General features: G+C 33.6%; 21 protein-coding genes. 10 read left to right on the top strand and 11 right to left on the bottom strand.

The annotated features are described in order from the left end of the window. The first annotated feature begins 21 nt into the window (after positions 1 to 21). The 8 genes from A7A78_RS10950 to A7A78_RS10915 all read left to right on the top strand — a co-directional run bounded on the left by A7A78_RS10950 (position 22) and on the right by A7A78_RS10915 (position 8,032). Entirely contained in the window at positions 22 to 465 is a 444-nt protein-coding gene (locus A7A78_RS10950) for a GNAT family N-acetyltransferase (RefSeq protein WP_068762503.1), read from the top strand. A 5-nt stretch (positions 466 to 470) separates the two neighbouring features. Next, the gene (locus tag A7A78_RS10945; protein WP_068762502.1) at positions 471 to 932 is read left to right on the top strand and encodes a nuclear transport factor 2 family protein; all 462 of its coding nucleotides are present in this window, start codon (positions 471 to 473) and stop codon (positions 930 to 932) included. A 40-nt stretch (positions 933 to 972) separates the two neighbouring features. Next, on the top strand, positions 973 to 2,136 hold the full coding sequence (locus A7A78_RS10940; RefSeq protein ID WP_131811133.1) for a hypothetical protein: 1,164 nt from the start codon (positions 973 to 975) through the stop codon (positions 2,134 to 2,136). A 4-nt stretch (positions 2,137 to 2,140) separates the two neighbouring features. Then, a complete protein-coding gene (locus tag A7A78_RS10935) occupies positions 2,141 to 2,686 on the top strand; it encodes a DUF7010 family protein (RefSeq protein WP_068762500.1) in 546 nt (181 codons plus the stop codon). Then, positions 2,683 to 3,342, top strand: coding sequence for an SDR family NAD(P)-dependent oxidoreductase (locus A7A78_RS10930; RefSeq protein WP_068762499.1), 660 nt, complete (start codon positions 2,683 to 2,685; stop codon positions 3,340 to 3,342). The genes A7A78_RS10935 and A7A78_RS10930 overlap by 4 nt, the downstream gene beginning before the upstream one ends. Positions 3,343 to 3,431: 89 nt before the next feature. Continuing rightward, positions 3,432 to 4,910: a tetratricopeptide repeat protein gene (locus A7A78_RS10925; protein WP_068762498.1), complete on the top strand. Its 1,479-nt coding sequence runs from the start codon at positions 3,432 to 3,434 to the stop codon at positions 4,908 to 4,910. A gap of 117 nt (positions 4,911 to 5,027) precedes the next feature. After that, complete coding sequence (locus A7A78_RS10920) at positions 5,028 to 7,340, top strand: VPS10 domain-containing protein (protein ID WP_131811132.1); 2,313 nt, start codon at positions 5,028 to 5,030, stop codon at positions 7,338 to 7,340. A 362-nt stretch (positions 7,341 to 7,702) separates the two neighbouring features. Next, entirely contained in the window at positions 7,703 to 8,032 is a 330-nt protein-coding gene (locus A7A78_RS10915) for a hypothetical protein (RefSeq protein ID WP_068762496.1), read from the top strand. A 96-nt stretch (positions 8,033 to 8,128) separates the two neighbouring features. On the opposite strand, the gene A7A78_RS10910 is transcribed toward A7A78_RS10915, so the two are convergent. The 10 genes from A7A78_RS10910 to A7A78_RS10865 form a co-directional block, all read right to left on the bottom strand. Further along, positions 8,129 to 8,704, bottom strand: coding sequence for a Crp/Fnr family transcriptional regulator (locus A7A78_RS10910; RefSeq protein ID WP_068762495.1), 576 nt, complete (start codon positions 8,702 to 8,704; stop codon positions 8,129 to 8,131). 88 nt (positions 8,705 to 8,792) lie between these two features. Beyond that, positions 8,793 to 9,422, bottom strand: coding sequence for an NAD(P)H-dependent oxidoreductase (locus A7A78_RS10905; RefSeq protein ID WP_068762494.1), 630 nt, complete (start codon positions 9,420 to 9,422; stop codon positions 8,793 to 8,795). A gap of 1 nt (position 9,423) precedes the next feature. Then, a complete protein-coding gene (locus A7A78_RS10900) occupies positions 9,424 to 10,155 on the bottom strand; it encodes a GNAT family N-acetyltransferase (protein ID WP_068762493.1) in 732 nt (243 codons plus the stop codon). 6 nt (positions 10,156 to 10,161) lie between these two features. Beyond that, positions 10,162 to 10,608, bottom strand: a complete 447-nt coding sequence (locus A7A78_RS10895) for a DMT family transporter (RefSeq protein ID WP_068762492.1) — start codon at positions 10,606 to 10,608, stop codon at positions 10,162 to 10,164. A gap of 9 nt (positions 10,609 to 10,617) precedes the next feature. Beyond that, positions 10,618 to 11,019 (bottom strand): DoxX family protein, encoded by a 402-nt coding sequence (locus tag A7A78_RS10890; RefSeq protein WP_068762491.1) that lies wholly within the window; start codon positions 11,017 to 11,019, stop codon positions 10,618 to 10,620. A gap of 11 nt (positions 11,020 to 11,030) precedes the next feature. Then, positions 11,031 to 11,651, bottom strand: a complete 621-nt coding sequence (locus A7A78_RS10885; protein ID WP_068762490.1) for a hypothetical protein — start codon at positions 11,649 to 11,651, stop codon at positions 11,031 to 11,033. A 76-nt stretch (positions 11,652 to 11,727) separates the two neighbouring features. Beyond that, positions 11,728 to 12,348, bottom strand: a complete 621-nt coding sequence (locus A7A78_RS10880) for a Crp/Fnr family transcriptional regulator (RefSeq protein WP_341271724.1) — start codon at positions 12,346 to 12,348, stop codon at positions 11,728 to 11,730. A gap of 803 nt (positions 12,349 to 13,151) precedes the next feature. Then, positions 13,152 to 13,400: a hypothetical protein gene (locus A7A78_RS10875; RefSeq protein ID WP_068762489.1), complete on the bottom strand. Its 249-nt coding sequence runs from the start codon at positions 13,398 to 13,400 to the stop codon at positions 13,152 to 13,154. Between the two features lie 112 nt (positions 13,401 to 13,512). Then, positions 13,513 to 13,821: an HNH endonuclease gene (locus A7A78_RS15370; protein WP_068762488.1), complete on the bottom strand. Its 309-nt coding sequence runs from the start codon at positions 13,819 to 13,821 to the stop codon at positions 13,513 to 13,515. A 22-nt stretch (positions 13,822 to 13,843) separates the two neighbouring features. Next, positions 13,844 to 14,764, bottom strand: a complete 921-nt coding sequence (locus A7A78_RS10865; protein WP_068762487.1) for a hypothetical protein — start codon at positions 14,762 to 14,764, stop codon at positions 13,844 to 13,846. A gap of 474 nt (positions 14,765 to 15,238) precedes the next feature. Here A7A78_RS10865 and A7A78_RS14890 point away from each other — a divergent pair, with 474 nt between their 5' ends. Together A7A78_RS14890 and A7A78_RS10855 are read left to right on the top strand one after the other, a co-directional pair. Beyond that, positions 15,239 to 16,123: a type II restriction endonuclease gene (locus A7A78_RS14890; protein WP_207489363.1), complete on the top strand. Its 885-nt coding sequence runs from the start codon at positions 15,239 to 15,241 to the stop codon at positions 16,121 to 16,123. Further along, positions 16,120 to 17,094, top strand: a complete 975-nt coding sequence (locus tag A7A78_RS10855; RefSeq protein WP_068762486.1) for a DNA cytosine methyltransferase — start codon at positions 16,120 to 16,122, stop codon at positions 17,092 to 17,094. The genes A7A78_RS14890 and A7A78_RS10855 overlap by 4 nt, the downstream gene beginning before the upstream one ends. On the opposite strand, the gene A7A78_RS10850 is transcribed toward A7A78_RS10855, so the two are convergent. Continuing rightward, on the bottom strand, positions 17,071 to 18,045 hold the full coding sequence (locus tag A7A78_RS10850; protein WP_068762485.1) for a hypothetical protein: 975 nt from the start codon (positions 18,043 to 18,045) through the stop codon (positions 17,071 to 17,073). The genes A7A78_RS10855 and A7A78_RS10850 overlap by 24 nt on opposite strands. Positions 18,046 to 18,233: the final 188 nt, after the last annotated feature.

Genomic DNA, 18,233 nt, shown 5'->3' with positions numbered 1-18,233 from the left:
ACTTATTTAAGACAATATAAAATGGACCATAGAATAGACTATATAGATAGATTTGAATACAACAAAGTTGTAGAGGTTTGGGAGGCCTCTGTAAGAGCAACCCATCATTTTTTAAAAGAAGAAGACATCGCTTATTTCAAACCCTTAATTCTAAATACCTATCTAGACGCTGTTGAATTAAGATGTTTTAGGGATGAGCATTTTAAAATACTAGGTTTTATAGGTGTATCTGATGGAAATCTACAAATGTTGTTCATACACCCAGAACATAGAGGTAAAAGTATAGGTAAAACTTTATTGGAATATGCAATTAATAGCCTTAAGGTAAACAAAGTAGATGTCAATGAGCAGAATGAACAAGCTGTTGGGTTTTACCAACATTGTAGCTTTGAGACCATAGGACGATCCGAATTGGATGCCTCTGGAAAACCCTATCCAATTTTACACATGGAATTAATAAAATAAAAAACATGAAACTAAAATTTGTCATTTTAACTGCGCTATTATTTGGAGTCCTTCATTTTGCCCAAGCCCAACAAAGTAATCTTACCCATAAAGATTCGCTCAACCATACTTTAAATCAGTATTATAAGCTCAACCTAAAAGTTTTTCAGCAAAACTCAACCCTCAAGGATATTGATAACATCTTTGACTTGTTTACCGATGATTTTACCTATGTACATCCAAAATATGGTGGGGTATATACAAGAGAAGATCTCTATAATGGTTACAAACGTAATCAAGAGAATGGAGGCTATGATGGAAGTGTTATTGATATAAATATCGAGAACATTATTTATGGCTTAAATGCCATTACAGTAAGCAAGCGCTTCATTACAAAAGAAAATGGTAAAATGGTTGAAGGTGACGAACAAATGGCACTTTTCGAGTTTAAGAATGGAAAAATTTTTATGATTAAAGAGTATTGGTAGAACATGATCTTTTAGGCCAACATAAAAAGTATACATGACAATGAAGTTTTTACATATTATAAGTCTATATTCTGTGTTTCTATGGGCTACACCACTTTTTGCACAAGCTAAATACGATGTCAAAAAAGTAAATGAGAACGTCTATATTTTAACGGAACTATGGGAAGGTAATGCCAATGGAAATTTAGGTATGGTTATAGGCAAAGATCAAGTGTTGCTTATTAATTCTATGATGATGAATAGTGCATCATCTTTAGAAAAGGAAATTCAAAAAATTACAGATTTGCCAATAACCTATGTTCTTAATAGCGATTCAGATCCATATAACCATCATGCAAATACCTATTTTGCAAATAAAGGTGCCACTATAGTATCGCATTACAATATGAAGTATTCAACAGCATATCACGACATCCTTTTTAAAGATTCTATATCTATTCCTATAGGTGATGAGGTGGTTACGGCATACCATACACCCTCACATACCCTTGATCATATTGATGTTCATTTAGAAAAAAGCAATGTGTTGTTTATGAGCGATGGTTTTAAAAGCAATTGGCTAACCTATACAGGTCCAAACGGATTAGAAGGTGTTGTGACAGGAATAGATAAAGCGATTTCATTGAGCGATGAACATACCATTATTGTCTCAGGAAACACATCAAAAAACCCTCGTTTCTATTTTGGTAATAAAGATCAACTTATTACAAATAAAAAGGTTTATATCGAATTTGCTAAACGTGTTGCCCAGTTATATGAAAAAGGATTACATGCAGAGGAGATGTCATTGGATGCTAAACTGAATGATATCGTTAAGGATTTAGAGGCTTATCCTAATTTAAAACCTTTTTTAATTTATCATATACAAGAATTGCTGGAAGTAGATTTCAGTAAAGATTTTACCTTAACACCTAATGAATTAACGGCTTATGTTGGAGTTTACAAATTATCAGATACGAGGGTAATTGAAATTGTTTTTGAAGAAGGAAAACTATTTGCAAGACAGGAAGGCGTATTTTATTTTGAACTGAAACCCATCAATAAGAATACATTCGATTTTAAAGGACCAACTTCAGATGATCATTTGAAATTTTATTTGTCTTCAGATGAAACAATATACAGCCTAACACCAATTTTAGAAAAGAAAGGTTCGTGGTCAAATATGGTAACTCAAGGAGAATATAGAAAAACCATTAGTATTTAAAAGTATGGAACGATTAGAACAACAACGCATTGAATTTGCAAGCAGAAAATTTTTAGCAACACCACTCTCTGGAATGATTGCTTGGTTTTTGGTTGGCATTTCGGGTCTGTTCTTACCAGAAAGAATTACTGTTTGGGTATTGTTTATAGCCACCGGAAGTATTGTGTATTTGGCACTATTTATATCAAAATTTACAGGTGAAAACTTTTTGGACAAAACAAAGCCTAAAAATGTATTTGACAGTTTGTTTCTATATACAGTGGCTCAAGCTGTGTTGGTCTATGCTATTGCCATACCTTTCTTTTTGAAAGATTATACATCATTACCATTAACAGTAGGAGTTTTAACAGGAACCATGTGGTTACCATTTTCATGGATTATTAAACATTGGGTGGGTATTTTCCATTCACTTACAAGAACCATTTTAATTGTATCGTTTTGGTATCTATTTCCAGAACAACGATTTGTGGTAATCCCTTTTACAATTGTAATCATTTATATTATTACCCTTATTATTTTGACGAAAAGGAATAAACAGGAATTATTATGAAATACGGAATAGTTACAGGAAGCAGCAGAGGCATTGGCTTAGCAACGGTTGAGTTGTTAACTAAAAATGCAAATACGCAAGTTATTGGAAGTTCAACTTCTGGAAATCATACATTAAACCAACCTAATTTTCAATGTTTAAAAATCGATTTGTCAAATAGTGATACTATTGTTGAATTTATTGACAGTTTAGGGGATCTTAAACTAGATTTTTTAATAAACAATGCCGGTATTTTGCTTGAAAAATGGGATGCTTCAGTAATTAATATGAAACAGTTAAAACAAACCTTTAATATTAATGTATTTGGCACTATTGAACTAACTGAAAAACTCATTCCACGCTTAAACCCTAAAGCAAATATCATAAATATTACTTCAGATTGGGGCTCTTTTAGCGAATTGAATTTTGATGAGTTTCAGCCTCATTACAAAATGTCTAAAGCAGCTTTAAATATGTACACTAAGTTGTTGGCAAAGCGATTGGAAAGTCAGAATATAAAAGTATCGTCTCTAGATCCAGGTTGGACGCAAACCGATATGGGAGGAAAAGTAGCCCCACGCCTACCCAAAGATGTGGCTGCGGACATTTTAAATTTATTAAGCAATGACGTTGAAAGCGGACAGTTTTGGCATAAGGGAAAGGTTAGAAGCTGGTAGATATAATATTAGATTAAATGAAGTTATTTTTTATTGTCTTATTAATAATAGTTAGCCCACTTCAAAAATCGAGGCAGCAATGTAACGAAATGATTCAAACAGCCATTAAGGCTTTGCAAAAAAAAGATCACCCTAATTCCCTAGAACTACTTATAAATGCCCAGAATATTGCCAATTCACACCAATGGCATGAAGAGCAGTTTTTAGCCCTCAATAATATAGCCAATAATTATTATCAACTATCAGAATTTGGTGAGGCCCTACAGAACTACTTGGCTGCATATAATGTTGCAGTATCCCATCTAAACCCCCAAAGGGAAATGGTTGTTTTAAATAATGTTGGTATTTTATACTTTGAGGAAAAGAAGTATAAAGAAGCTGAAAATTATTTTTTAAAGGCTTACAACATAGCAAGTGAATATAATGAGAAAGTTAAAATAGGAATCTATGCCATAAATTTGGGCCTTGTTTATAATAAACTCAACCATTTAGATAAAGCGAACCAATATTTAAAAATTGCATTTCCCCTCCTGGGAAATGAAAAAAACATTTTACTTCAAGGTAAATATGCCCTGGCAGAGAATCACTTTTTAAAAGGAGATTTGAAAGATGCAGAAAATTTAATTAACGCCCTTATTCCAGAATTAAAAAATGCTGAGCTCATAGAACACCAATCGGAAGCATACCTACTACTTTCAAAAATATACCAAACAAAAGGTGATTGGTCACGGGCGAAACAATATGCCCAAGAGGCTAACTACCTTAAGGGCAGCCTTGATATCCAAATTAAAATATACGAGCAACTCTCCTTGCTCTCCTATAATTCAAAAGACTTCACAAGCTCACGAACATATAGGGATTCGGTAATTATTTTAAAAGATAGCCTGTTTAGGGTTAAAAGTAGAAATCAGTTTGAAGGCAATAAGGTAAAATTCGATATCAAACGTTTCGAAAAAGAGTTAGAAGATAATACCCTAGAATTCAACGCAGAACGTAAAGTATTTTATATACTAATTAGCGCTATTGCCCTATTGCTTTTACTTTCAATTTGGGCTTGGAGAATGCATATCTCAAAATTCCAACAAAAGAAAATCATTTCTGAAAGTGATCAGAAGATTAAAATGTTGGAACTCGAAAACGAGTTGGAATCTAAAAATAGAAAACTGACGGTAAAAGCGTTGAAAATAGCAAGCAGAAATGAGTTGCTTCAAGAAGTCTTACAAGCCATCAAATCATATAAAGATCTGGACAGTAACAGCGATCTAAAAAAATTAGTACTTCAATTAAAATCACATTTAAGAAATGATGCAAGCTGGAATGATTTCTTGGTTCATTTTGAAGAAGCAAACTATGGGTTTTTGAAAACTTTAAAAGAAAAACATCCCTCTTTAAACACAAATGATATTCGATTCATTTCCTATTTATACATGAACCTTTCTATAAAAGAAATTGCCTCTCTTTTTAACATAACTCAGGATGCTTGCAGAAAAAGAAAGGAACGTATTGCTAAAAAGATAGGATTAACCGATACTTCTAGCCTATATCCTTACCTCTCCGAACTACAGTAAAACAAGCGATGTCATACTTTTTCTTGACGTATGTCCTAGTAATTCGTGTCAGAAATTCTTCAAAAAACATTCAATTCTTCACTTTCGCCACTTAATCATTTAAAAAAACAAACAACAATGAAACACAAATTTACTTGGCTTTTTCTGGTTATGGCCCTCTCCATATTCCAGAAAGGATTCGCACAATTGGAAGCTGTTGGATCATCTGACTACGGAAGAATTTTCAATATTACTTATGACCCTTCAGTTGAAAACAAATTATACGCAACTACGCTGTATAATCATATTTTGGTATCAAATGATAATGGCCAAAATTGGGAAGTATTATTTTCAATGTCTGTGCAAGATGTTACAACTTTTAAAGATTTAAGGCTAGCGAGAAACAACTCGGCTTTGAGTTTTATTAAGTACAATCAAGGGTCTGCAAATAACACAATAATGATTTTAGATTTAAGGTCCAATACCATTATTGATGAAATTGAAATTCCTTATAGCTCTGGTGATAAATATATAAAGTCGTATAGCATTTATGAGGCAGATCCTAATGTAATCTTGATGAATACTAAAATAGATTTTGGCACCTTAGAAAACACATACTATACCACGGATGGTGGCCAAAATTGGGATTTAGTCTATACAAAATCTGAGCACGACGACGTGGCCATAAACAGTGTCGCAATAAACCCCAACAATCCAAACCATCTGATTTTAACTAGGGGATTAGGCCCTAATGGTATTGATGGTGGATTATTTCAATCATACGACGGAGGTCGAACTTGGGAGGAAAAATTACAAGGAGTTGTTTTAGCTCCAGTAGTGTTTAATCCTCACAACACGAATGTTATTTATATCGGCACAGGAATAAGTTTTGGTAGTACGGTCGAAAACTTATACCGTTCAGTTGATGGAGGTGAAAATTGGCATACAGTTCCTATCACTTTTACAGACGAACAACTGAATGACATTACTTTTATTGCATTTAATCCACAGATTGAAAATAGCATTATGGTTTTAGAGGAAAATGAAATAATAATTTCCACCGATAACGGAATAACCTGGGAAAATTATGTTCACGATACAAGTGATGTGCACGGCTATTATTATGGAACAAATCTTTCTTTTAACCCCTTCAATGAAAACGAAATTTTTATAACCAGCAATTACCATCCTCAGTTTTCAAATGATGGAGGAGCCACTTTAACTTGGGCAAAAAACAATTTTTACTTATCTACAGGTTCAATAGGTTTATTTCCGGAAGGGGATGGACATTTGTATTATGGTGTTCAATACGGGTACATCAATAGAAATTTAATAACAGAAGAGGAAGCAAACTTCGATATTCTACCCATTGATTGGTATACACAAGGAGATGCACCCACGTTATTTACAGATAAATTTGTCGAAGGCAGAATATTTACATTTAGTTCTGGATGGTTTGGATCTGATCTTGAGATAAGTATAGACCATGGGCAAAATAAGCATCAAATACTCAATACCTTCATGAACTCATTAGATGCTACCGGAACCGATCCTTTTGACACAAGTGTCATTTGGTTTTCATTCTCAGATACCAATGGAAACGTCCAGCTTAAACGTGCGGATGTAAGCGACCTGAATTCCATAGTAACAAGTGATATTTCTTTACCAGAAAATGGATTAGTCAAAGGCATTCATTTTGATCCATCAAACCAAGGCCATATTTTAATTACTATAGGAACAACAGTTTATAAATCAGAAGATTTTGGGGTAAGTTGGAATCTTTCAAACACAGGGCTAGAATTATTGGATAATCGTTCAGACCTCATATTAAGTTTAAACGCAAATCCTTTTAATAGTCAACAACTAACTATTGCCACCAATATAGGTGTTTTTACCTCATTAGATAATGGGGCAACGTGGAATAGAATTTATGATGAACTTGTACATCAAATTTTTCATTCTACCGCTACTGCTGGTCATCTAGTAGGAATGATCCACAGTTCACGCATTTCTGAATTTAAAATAATTTATTCCACAGATGAAGGACAAACTTGGGAATTTATAGACAATAATGAGCTATTATCAATAGGTTCCACTGCTTCTGCTGTTCAATTTAATGAAGAAAGCGCTGAGGTTTATATAGGAAGTGTTGATTTAGGCTTAGTAAAATATTTTATCGACCTCCAAACATTAAGCTTTGAAGAAAATATTCTTGCAAAACAAGATGCTTTAATTTATCCGAATCCAACTACAGATTTAATAAATGTATCTGTTGCTGGTGAAAAGCCAAGATCCGTTGCAATGTTTGCTACAACAGGTAAAAAATTAATTGAAGTTTTTAATACTTCTGAAATTAATTTATCTCATTTCTCACCGGGTATATATATCCTACATATAACTGCAGAATCTGGAAAAACAACAATTAAAAAAGTAATAAAAACTAACAATTAGGTGATAAATGATTACAGTTAATCAAACCTATTACTATGCTATTGTAACCGAAGAGTCGCACCGACTAATATTACTTGATGGATTTTTACCAATTTTTTTAACCCGTACAATCGCTAAACGGGAAGGTAGGGGTCAAAATAATATTAAAATAGTAAAAATAAGTGGTAAGCGCCTTAATGCGATATTGAAAGAAGCTAGTTAATTTTTTTCATTAGTATGATTGATTAGGGTTAAAAAGGAGAAGCCAGACATACAGTCTGGCTTCTTATTTATTGCGTTTTTGTAATTCTTCCTTCTTAACCAAAGTCAATGAACAAGGTTTAAATCTAGTATACTTTTGCTTCATAAAATAAATTAATAGTATGAGCATAAAGAAAGTATTATTGGGAATGTTGGTATGTTTATCAATATCCTCCTGTTCCGTGCAACAATTTGCGGTGAATACAGAAACAAAACCATTTGAAAATGGAGGAAAAGTATTTGGGGAAAAGACAAAAGTACTAACCTATAAAAAAACAAGTGATTTGCACATTCTGGGCATCAATGTAAAAGAAAGTAATGTGCAAGCACTCGTTAGCGAATTGGAAGCCGAAAAATACACCATTGAAACAAAATCCAGTTTGTGGCTTCGAATCCTTTCCTTAGGGACGGTTGATCATAAAACCGTAAAAGTTATTAAAAGAAAAGGATAGCACCCCCTTGTTTAATAGGTATTATTTAGATGCTCTGGAATTTTTTTCTAGAGCATCCTTCTCATAAAACGTAAAGTAATAGTCCTAGAAAAGCATTTATTTTTTAGCTAATCGTTTCCTAATTCTACTCAAAGATTCTGGCTTAACACCCAAATAACTGGCCAAATGGTACTGAGGAACACGTTGTATTAAATCGGGTCTAGTTTCCAAAAGGTTTTTATACCTTTCTTCCGGGCTTGAAGTCATAAATTTAGCTAAAGCTTCTTGTTGCTCACCAAAGTCACCCTCCATAGACATACGGCACAAAGCTTCATATTTTGGGACACGTTTAAACAACTCCTGTTCCTTTTCATAATTTAAAACAGCCAACCTACAATCCTCCACACATTCAAAATAATGATTGGCTGGAGTTTTATTTGTATAGCTTTGTAAGGAAGCGATGGATTCATCTTCAACATAAAATGCAGTGGTGCGTTCATCACCATCGATAATATAGTATTTTCTAACGCAGCCTTCAATTACAAAATAGGAATCCCTGCATACCTGACCTTCCCTTAAAAGTATATCCCCTTTTTTAAAAGACCTAATTGGAATACATTCGGCAAAAGCTGAAGCTTCTTCATTGGTAAGTTCAAGGTATCTGGAAATTAACCTTACAATTTCATTTTCCATAAGGGAAGCTTCTTTAATAATGAAGACACTAAATTAAAAAAGGTTTGGGAACTAGCCCAAACCTTTAGATCAAAAAGCGGTCATAATATTATATTGTTTCAAAAAGCGCTTCCTTAGGCCTCCGCACTTTTAATTGCCCAATAGTGTGGTCATCCTTATGTCTATACCCTATGGGCGCAATTACCGTAGCATTTAAGCCTTGTTCATTAAGTCCTAAAATTTTATTATAAGCTTCTGGTTCAAACCCTTCCATAGGGCAAGCGTCTATTTTTAGCTCAGCACAAGCATTCAATAAATTTCCAAGGGCTAGATAGGTTTGGGCCTTTAACCAACTTGTTTTTTCTTCAGGTGTTTTTTCTTGCAATTTTTCTTTTATAAAATCACCATAGCCGTTCAGTCTGTCCAAATCGAGATCTCGCGTTTCAGCCGTTTGCTTAATAAAAGCGTCAATGGCTTCAGGAGTAGCATCTGTATAATTGCAAAAAACAAACAAGTGGGATGCATCAGTAATCTGACTTTGGTTCCAAGACACCGGTTTTAGCTTTTCTCTAATCGCTGGGTCTTCAATAATTAAAACTTTATACAGCTGCAATCCATAGGAAGACACCGATAGTTGTATAGCCTCTTTTAGTTTATTAAGATTAACATCCGACACTTTCTTCGATGTATCAAATTTTTTCGTGGCATAACGCCAGTTTAAGTTTTTAAGTAATTCCATTTTATTGTGTTTTTAATTTATAACTATGCATTGTAAAATCAATTTTAAATCCCATTCTTTCATACATCCCCTGCCCTAGTTTAGAAGCTTGTAAAGTCGCAACAGTTGCTCCTTGCTGTATTGCTTTATTTAATACAAAGTGCATGATATCTTTAGCATAACCATTCCCTCTAAAAGCAACGGGAACACCTAGACTATAGATACCAGCTATATTATTGGTGAGATGTAATTTAACAACTCCTATAGGCTTACTATCTTCAAAAGCTATATAGAAATGTATTTTATTCAAGTTCTTTAATACGAGGTCTTCACTTATCACATACCCGAAGGATTGCTTAAAAACAGCGGTCCAAATTTTAGCTTCTGCCATTTCAGTCACCATCCTGAAGCTTAATCTGATAGAGGTTTCAAAAGGTTTTGTAAGCTTTAAATGCATACCTGGCATGGAATTGCTAAGTTCAAATCCCACTTGTACAATAAGTGTATGATTTGCTCTGCCATCAAATTCAAAGTCAATAAAACGCAAATTAATTTGCGAAGATTCAATAAGGATTTTGATGTTTTGAAGAACATCCGGCGTGAGCTTTTGGTTAGACCAAATTTTATTAGGCCATTCAGAATCCTGTATCCGGCTATAACCTATTGCACTGTCACTTGCATATCCATTAAATGGTTTACCAACGGTTGCGTAAAGATTTAATAAATTATGGATATTGTATTCAATATGTTCCATTGTAAATTATTTAGTATTAATAAGTATAATGCCTATTAGCATAGCTATTGTTCCAATAAGCCTTTTAGTTGTGATGGGTTCTACAGGTAAATTAAGCCAGCCATATCTCCCTGCGATCAATGAAAAAATAAGCTGCCCGCAAAGTCCAAGCGCAATCATTTTAGAAATGCCCATTTTGGGAATGGCGTAGAAGTAAATGGAAATTCCAATAACACTGAATAACCCTCCCATAAACCATAAGTACCAAGGCACAGACGCTGTTGTAATCGGTTGAATACTGCCTTTTCCCAATAGCAGCAGCATAATGAATCCGAAAACAACACTACTTAAAGACGAAGCTATTACAGCCGCAATAGGTTGCTTTAAAATTCCTCCTAATTGGGAGTTGAACCCGGCTTGCACGGCTAAAAATACACCTCCAGTTAATGCTAATATGTATAACAAAAGTTTCATAGCTAGTAGTTAGTCCCATTTGTTATTTGTTGATAAAGCATACTTCCCTGCACCCATAAAAAACAGGGCAACGCCAAATATCATATAGATGAAAATCATCCCTATTGACCAACCCCCGTGCTCATTTAAGCTTAACACGTCTGGAAGACGATCCATTAAAATTGCCACAATGCAATTAATAGCGAAAACAAGTCCTGCAAGTTTGGTTCTAAATCCAATAATAATGAGAATAGGTGCAATGATTTCCCCCACAAAAACCCCATAGCCTAAAAATGTTGGAAGTCCATAGTGTTCGAGTAAACCATTAATATATTCAATCCCAAAGTTTAATTTGCTTATCCCGTAAATTAACATGGTAAAAGCAATACTCACTCTTAGCAATAATAATCCAATGTGTTGTTTTGTGTTCATAATTAAAATGTTTAAAAGTTATATTTTATAAATGCTCCGAAGTTTTCAAGTGTTTTTTCTGCTTTTGTAAACTGATCTAAATTTGCCCCTATTCCCGTAATAAGCTGTTCATTCTTTATCCCTACACGTAATTGCTGAATGCCTCTATCCAGAACCTTTAAAGTGGTATTGACTACAACGAAGAGGTTTATGTAACCCTGGATGTTCTTGCTTAATCTTGGGGTGTAATTAAGTCTTAAATTTTGTTCTAAAGTGAAGCCACTTTGATAGGTGCTGCCAATAGCATAACTTAGTCTAAAGTTTGATGTGGCATACTCGTATTGTGTCGATATTGTAGCAAATTTTCCAGGATTCTTTATACCTGCAGCGAGATTGGTTTTAAACCGTGGGGTGAGATTATAGGACAACATATTTCTAATAAAAAAGATGTTGTTCTTATCATTAATGTATTCTGTATCATATAGGGATACATTATTAATAGACCAACTGTCATTAAATTTATATCCAATAAAATGTTGATATGATGTAGCGCGATTCCCTACCAATATTTCGGGAGTGAAACTAATAGCTTGACCAACGGATACTGAAGTTCCAATTATGGTAAATATTATAAAGTTTATCAATCGTAACATAACCCAGTAATTAGTATATGGGTCAAAATTAGAGTGCCGTTAGTAGAAAAAACTTAAGGTATATTAAGAAGCGGACTTAGGAATGCTTTTTTCGTAAATAACTTAAAAATTCTGGAGTTACCCCAAGGTAAGATGCGATGATGTATTGCGGCACGCGTTGTTCAATATCGCGATACGATCTTCTGAAGGTATCGTAACGTTCATAGGCATCATCACTCATGCTATCGATAACGCGCTCTTGAACCGCAACATAAGCACTTTGAATTTTTATACGAAAGAAATTAGAGATTTCAGGTAGTTCTATATATAGTTTTTCTAATTCTATCCTGGGCAATTGAATCAAGAATGTTTTTTCTAAGGCCTGAATATACATCCGCGATTTTTTCCTGCTCAAATAACTGTATAGATCATTTATCCACCAATGTTCAATACCTAATTGCAAGGTGTGTTCTTGTGCATTCTCATCTAAATAATAACTGCGCATACAGCCTTGTGCAATAAAGTTCATTGTATTGGCCGTTTCACCGGGTTCAAGTAAAAACTCTTTTTTATTCAACTCCTTAATTACAAGTACAGAAGAAAGTTTGTCAATGGCATATTCATCAAGAGTTACATCTTGGCTGATGTGATGGATGAGTGATTTTATGTGCTGATTGGAATCCACTATAAATTCAACATTTTTGAAAATAGTTTTCAAAGAATACTAAAATATACATACAATTACTATGCAGTACCCGCTCCAATTAATATTCACAAATTTAAGAGATTTTTTTTTGAACTAACCAACAAACAACCCACAACTGTCACACTGAGCAGCCTGCCCTGAACGCAGTCGAAGGCTTCGTCAAGCAAAAAGAAAAAATACTTCCCTCCCATTATCGAAAACCATAAAAGCATACAGATTAACCTCGAGAATATTAAGTTTAAAAATTATTTGCTATCCCAATAAAAAGCTCCTTCCCCTCTTCGAAAATCTTGTTATAAATGCAGAAACAACATCCCAGGGGAAGGTGGCTCCCGACCTTTTCGTCGGGAGACGGAAGGGGTAAAAAAAAAAGCTCCTTCCCCTAAGCCATAAACACCAATCAAAAAAAAAATAACGTTAAAGGGGAAGGTGGCTCCCGACCTTTTCGTCGGGAGACGGAAGGGGTAAATCATCAATCGAAAATCCAAATAGCTCCTTCCCCTAAGCCATAAACACCAATCAAAAAAAAAATAACGTTAAAGGGGAAGGTGGCTCCCGACCTTTTCGTCGGGAGACGGAAGGGGTAAATCATCAATCGGAAATCCAAATAGCTCCTTCCCCTAAGCCATAAACACCAATCAAAAGTAAAAATAACGTTAAAGGGGAAGGTGGCTCCCGACGCTACAGTCGGGAGACGGAAGGGGGTGATATCAAAATCTAATTATTCATTACTAATTATTCATTACTAATTATTCATTACTAATTATTCATTAAACATCCCAATGTATTCAGCATGCCAAGATCAATCCAAATCCTCATGCCACCAATTTTACTTTAGAAAAAAATCCATCAACTTCAATTTCTGTACTAAAATGAAAATCGTTTTCCCCCTTATTTTGCAAAAAGTGCAATAAGCTTAAATGATTTTCAAATACCCTAAATGAATTGCCTTCATAGTTATAAATAAAAAAAACCTTGCGCAAATGCTCTTTTGAAACAAGCACTGTCTCTATGGTTCTTGAAGCTCTTAAATATGCTGTATTAATGGTTTGAAATGTATTCATTTGATGAAAATATTTTGAAAGTGACGATATATAAATTCTTGATTAGTAGAACTCAAAGAATTTTCACTAACTCCTACATTCCAACAATCCAGAAATCCAAAAATCTAATGATCTAAACATCCAATCCCCTCTTCGCATTTCGCTTTCCCCTAATTCCTACCCCCAAAACAATCCCCCTTAAACCCCGCACAGAAACCGTATCAATATCCCGATGAATCATCCGGTGGCAGTTGGAACAAACAAGGGCAAGGTCATCAAGCGTGGTAATTGATTCCCCCGCTATTTGAGAAAGTGGAGTAGTATGGTGGCATTCAATATAGCCCTTCCCAAGATCACCATAGATTTTATGAAAATTAAAATCACAGACCTCGCAGTCTCCTTGGACAGCATTTCCAAGCTTCGCAAGAATAATGGACCGCAATCTCAGTAACAAGCAGCAGCGATTATTGCTTTTTTTTAAGGTCTAGTAACTTTATATCTCCTAAAAAATATTCATTATCATTTTGATAAAAACTATTTTCTCTTACAATCATTTTACCATTACATTTTATTATAACCTGAAAGAGTTCTTCATTTTCTATGACTTCACTAAGTCCTTTGGAAATAGAAAGCCTAGAACCTTCTAAATCAAGAACAGATGTATATCCACTCATTGAGTAAATCTTAATTGGTAAATTATTTATCTCTAATCTGAATTTGCCTAAATCTTCATTATAAAAAATGTACACCCTGAAATAGTTACCATCAAGTGGATGAATGCTTGGCTCAATAGGATCTAGATCGTAAGGCATGTAATATTTCCTGAGACCAAGAAAATTTCCTCCTGCTTTAGTGAAGTAAATATCTTGCAAACCAGTTTTAAAATGATCATAAAGAAAATCTGCTATAACATTATAATCTGGTGGTAAATTTTTTATTTGCGAGTATACTTTACGATTAGTAATTTCTACTGGCATAAAATTGTGCCCATGTTTTTCTATATATTTTTTGAATTTAGGAATCGAAAAGTAATATTTGATGGTTATTACGAAATTATCATTTAATGGGTATTGATTTTTTTGGGCCTGACTAAAGATACTTTCGCTTAAATTATTTATTGTAGAAGATATTTCAATATTAGACTTAACAAGTTCGCCGTTTTGTTCCGTAAGTTTTATGTTGCCATTCAATAAATCTGTATTATGCTTACTGAGTTCAATATTTGATTTTGATAGTTGATTAATTTCGAATGTTAGATCTTTATTTTCTTCTGCTATTTTACTTTGACGAATCCCAATTTCATATTGTCTCTTATAAGCGAGAAACCCGCCAAAAAATGTAAATATCATCCCGAATGCTATGAAGATTTGTGGCAAAAATTTCATATTCTTATGTTGTTGAAAAAATTGATTTTATCCTGAATTACGCAAATAGGGAATACAGTACATTTTAACTGGGGAGAATACCAAATATAATAATTTTTGACAATAAAATAGGCTAACCATCTTAATTTTAGAACATCATACCTTTTAAATTTTCTGAAAAAGTTAATATCCTCCCATTCCGGATTCAAAAAACAACTCAAAAATCCTTCGACGTTTCAATCACAAAATTTAAAATAGGGTGCTCGTCCCTCAAAAATTTGTGTTATAAAAGTCGAAAGATCCAATTGTCCTGTTCCCTAACTGGGTTCTAATATAATTTAATTTAAAAATTCCGTTTGGATATAATCCAAAATTTGGAATATATCCAATTTATTTATATTTTTGTTTAGTTGATAAGGTTTTAATAAGTAAAAGATTGAACAAAACATTCTTTGCACTTAAGCCTTTATTTTTGGGTATAAATAAATTTTTATTTTGAAGGATATACCCATAGTAATACAATTAAGTAAGGATGAATCTGATACCTTTAATAAATTCATCAGGCATACTAGGAATAAATTTATACGTTCTTCTCAGATAATTGTAGATGAAATATTTGAACTAAGGCCTTTTTTAAAAGAAAAACTATTTAATGAAAAGGAAGTCAGTAAAGTTATAAATTCATTAAGAACTGAGGTTTGGGAAGAGTTTCTAAAGGATGAGGTTGAGTTCAATGCAGCAGTAATGAAAGACCTTCATAAAATACTTGAAACACCTCAAGAAATTTTAAACGCTTTGGTTGAGAATCGTATAATTGAAAGCGAAAGAGATGAATTAGTTGAGTCAATAAAAGAAATTTGCGGGGAATATGCAGGAAGGGTTTTTCCATACTTATATCAATTATCCTTAAGTAATACGCAATCGAGAAGGTCCAGAGCGGGTAAAACTTTTGAGGCTATAATCTATAAAATATATACATTATTAAATTATGATTTCGATTCACAAGGTAAGGTTGGGCGAAAAATATTTGATGATGTAGGCTTAGGAAAGAAAGTAGATTCTGTACTCCCAAGTATTGAAAACTTTAAGGAAAGAAGGAATAAAACAATTATCGGCACAATGAAAACCTCCTTAAGGGAAAGATGGCAGGAAGTTGCAGAGGAAATAGAGAGGACAAAGATACCCGAGATACACTTACTGACAGTTGATGAAGATATTTCTGAAAGTAAGGCGGCTGAAATGTCTAAACATAATATAGTTGTTGTAGTGTACGACTGGATTGCTAATAATGAGAAATTAAAAGATAAAAGAAACATTGTAAGTTTTGAAGAATATTTCTTTGAAGAAATACCAGCAATGTTAAATTTTTGGAAAGTATGATAAAAATAATTGACTTGTTTGCAGGAATAGGCGGAATCAGGAGAGGTTTTGAAAACGCTTCCAAGGGCAAAATAAAGTGTGTTTTCACCAGTGAATGGGACAAATATGCCGCACAAACTTATGAGGCCAATTATCCTAATGAAACTATCAACGGTGATATTACCGAAGTAGACACCAATGATATACCCAAACATGATATACTGTTGGCAGGCTTCCCTTGCCAGCCTTTTTCACAAGCTGGATTAAAAAAAGGGTTTAACGATACTAGGGGCACCCTTTTCTTCGATATTGAGAGAATCTTAATTGAGAAGCAACCACAAGCATTTTTATTGGAGAATGTAAAAAGATTAAAAACCCACGATGGTGGTCGGACTTTAAAAGTGATTTTAGAACACTTAAGACTGGCTGGGTATTCTAATGTTAAGTATGAGGTTCTGAGAGCAAGAGATTTTGGGTTGCCTCAAAATAGAGAACGTATTTTTATAGTAGGCTTTTTAAATAATGAAGTTGAATTTAATTTTCCAAAGCCCACAAATATTGAAGTAAGTGTTGGGGATATTTTGGAAAAAAAGGTTGATTCAAAATATACAATTTCTGATAAGCTTTGGGAAGGCCACCAAAGAAGAAAAAGAGAGAATAAATTAAAGGGCAAAGGCTTTGGGTATGGTATGGTTGATGAAAATTCAGAATATACCAATACAATTTCGGCACGTTATTATAAAGATGGTAGTGAAATTTTATTAAAGCAAAAAGGTAAAAACCCAAGAAAAATAACACCTAGAGAAGCAGCAAGACTACAGGGGTTTCCTGATGATTTTAAAATAATGGTGTCAGATGCTCAAGCTTATAAACAATTTGGAAATAGTGTAGCTGTAAAAGTAGTTGAAGCCGTTGCGGAAGAAATGCTTAAAAGTCTAAAATCTATTAAAGCCCCGAAAAAAAATAAATTACAAGTTCCTGAACTTGCTTAAAGAACAAATAAGGGTGGGATTTGATGAATAGGAGCTTCTCATTCCTGTACCGCCCTCTATTGTTTTATTTCCTTTGACGTCTTTTTCAAATTCAGTTATTGATATATATTTCCAACCAATTAACTCTCTGTCTTCTTGATTGTTTATATGTCTTACAGCTAAATAATATTCAATGGAGGACTGTTCTTGGATTCTGCCTAAATCCTCTAATCTTGGAACGTCTAATCCAAATCCTTGATTACTTTTTGGTAGGTCTTTTTCTTTTATTTCGATAAACCTATATTCTCCAGTTGGTCTAATTAAAATTAAATCTATATCGGAAGATTTTCCTTTATTTTTTGAAAAGCCAATAAAGCCATCAAAGAAGAGCCTGTCCATATAGATTTTTAATAATTGCTTCTCACTAAACTGGCTAAGATTTGCTATCAGCCATTCTTTACAATCTGGCTCAATTGCATATTGATTTTTACCGCGCTTTGGCAAATCTTCTAAAAAACCAGTTACATTTTTTACATCGTTATTAGTTTCAATAAATTCATTTTGCTGGGCATCAAATTTTAAAATTTTAAGGGAAGGCACCTTAAGAGAGATTGTCTCCGTTTCAAATTTCATCACTTCTTTTTCTTGCCAGTCGTCAGCATAGAGGATTATATACATTTCCATAAAGCCGATATTGGACAATGCTTTATAAATATTTTTATAATCACCAAGATCCGAAGTATCAGGCAAGACAGTAAAATACATAGAGTTATCAAGGCTTGTTTTAGTGCTATTTTTGGACATAATTATGCCGCCTTCAAGTATTTTAAATACAGGATATTTCTCGGAAAGAAAATTTTCAAAAAAAAGCTCCCCACGAAAACCTTTATATCTAGCCATCATTTGTGCGCCACCTATAACATTTTTCGAAAGTAATTCGTGAATGCCGTTTAAAATTTCTTCTTTGGTCATAGTAAGAATTTTAAATTTATGGTAATGTGCCCTCAAAAAGGAAAACCAAAAGCCATACTATTTAAATGGGGATGAAATCAAATATACTTTTATTTATTTTAACGACTTTAAAGTACAAAAGTGATTTCTGTAAAATGTAATCTTAAAATAGATATTCCAAACTAACTATTTCAGTAAACTGGAAAATG

Origin of the sequence: Aequorivita soesokkakensis (assembly GCF_001641085.1) — a bacterium.
In the GTDB taxonomy this organism is placed as follows: domain Bacteria; phylum Bacteroidota; class Bacteroidia; order Flavobacteriales; family Flavobacteriaceae; genus Aequorivita; species Aequorivita soesokkakensis.
Note: the sequence above shows the minus strand (reverse complement) of the source record. Positions and strands in the feature narration are given on the sequence as shown.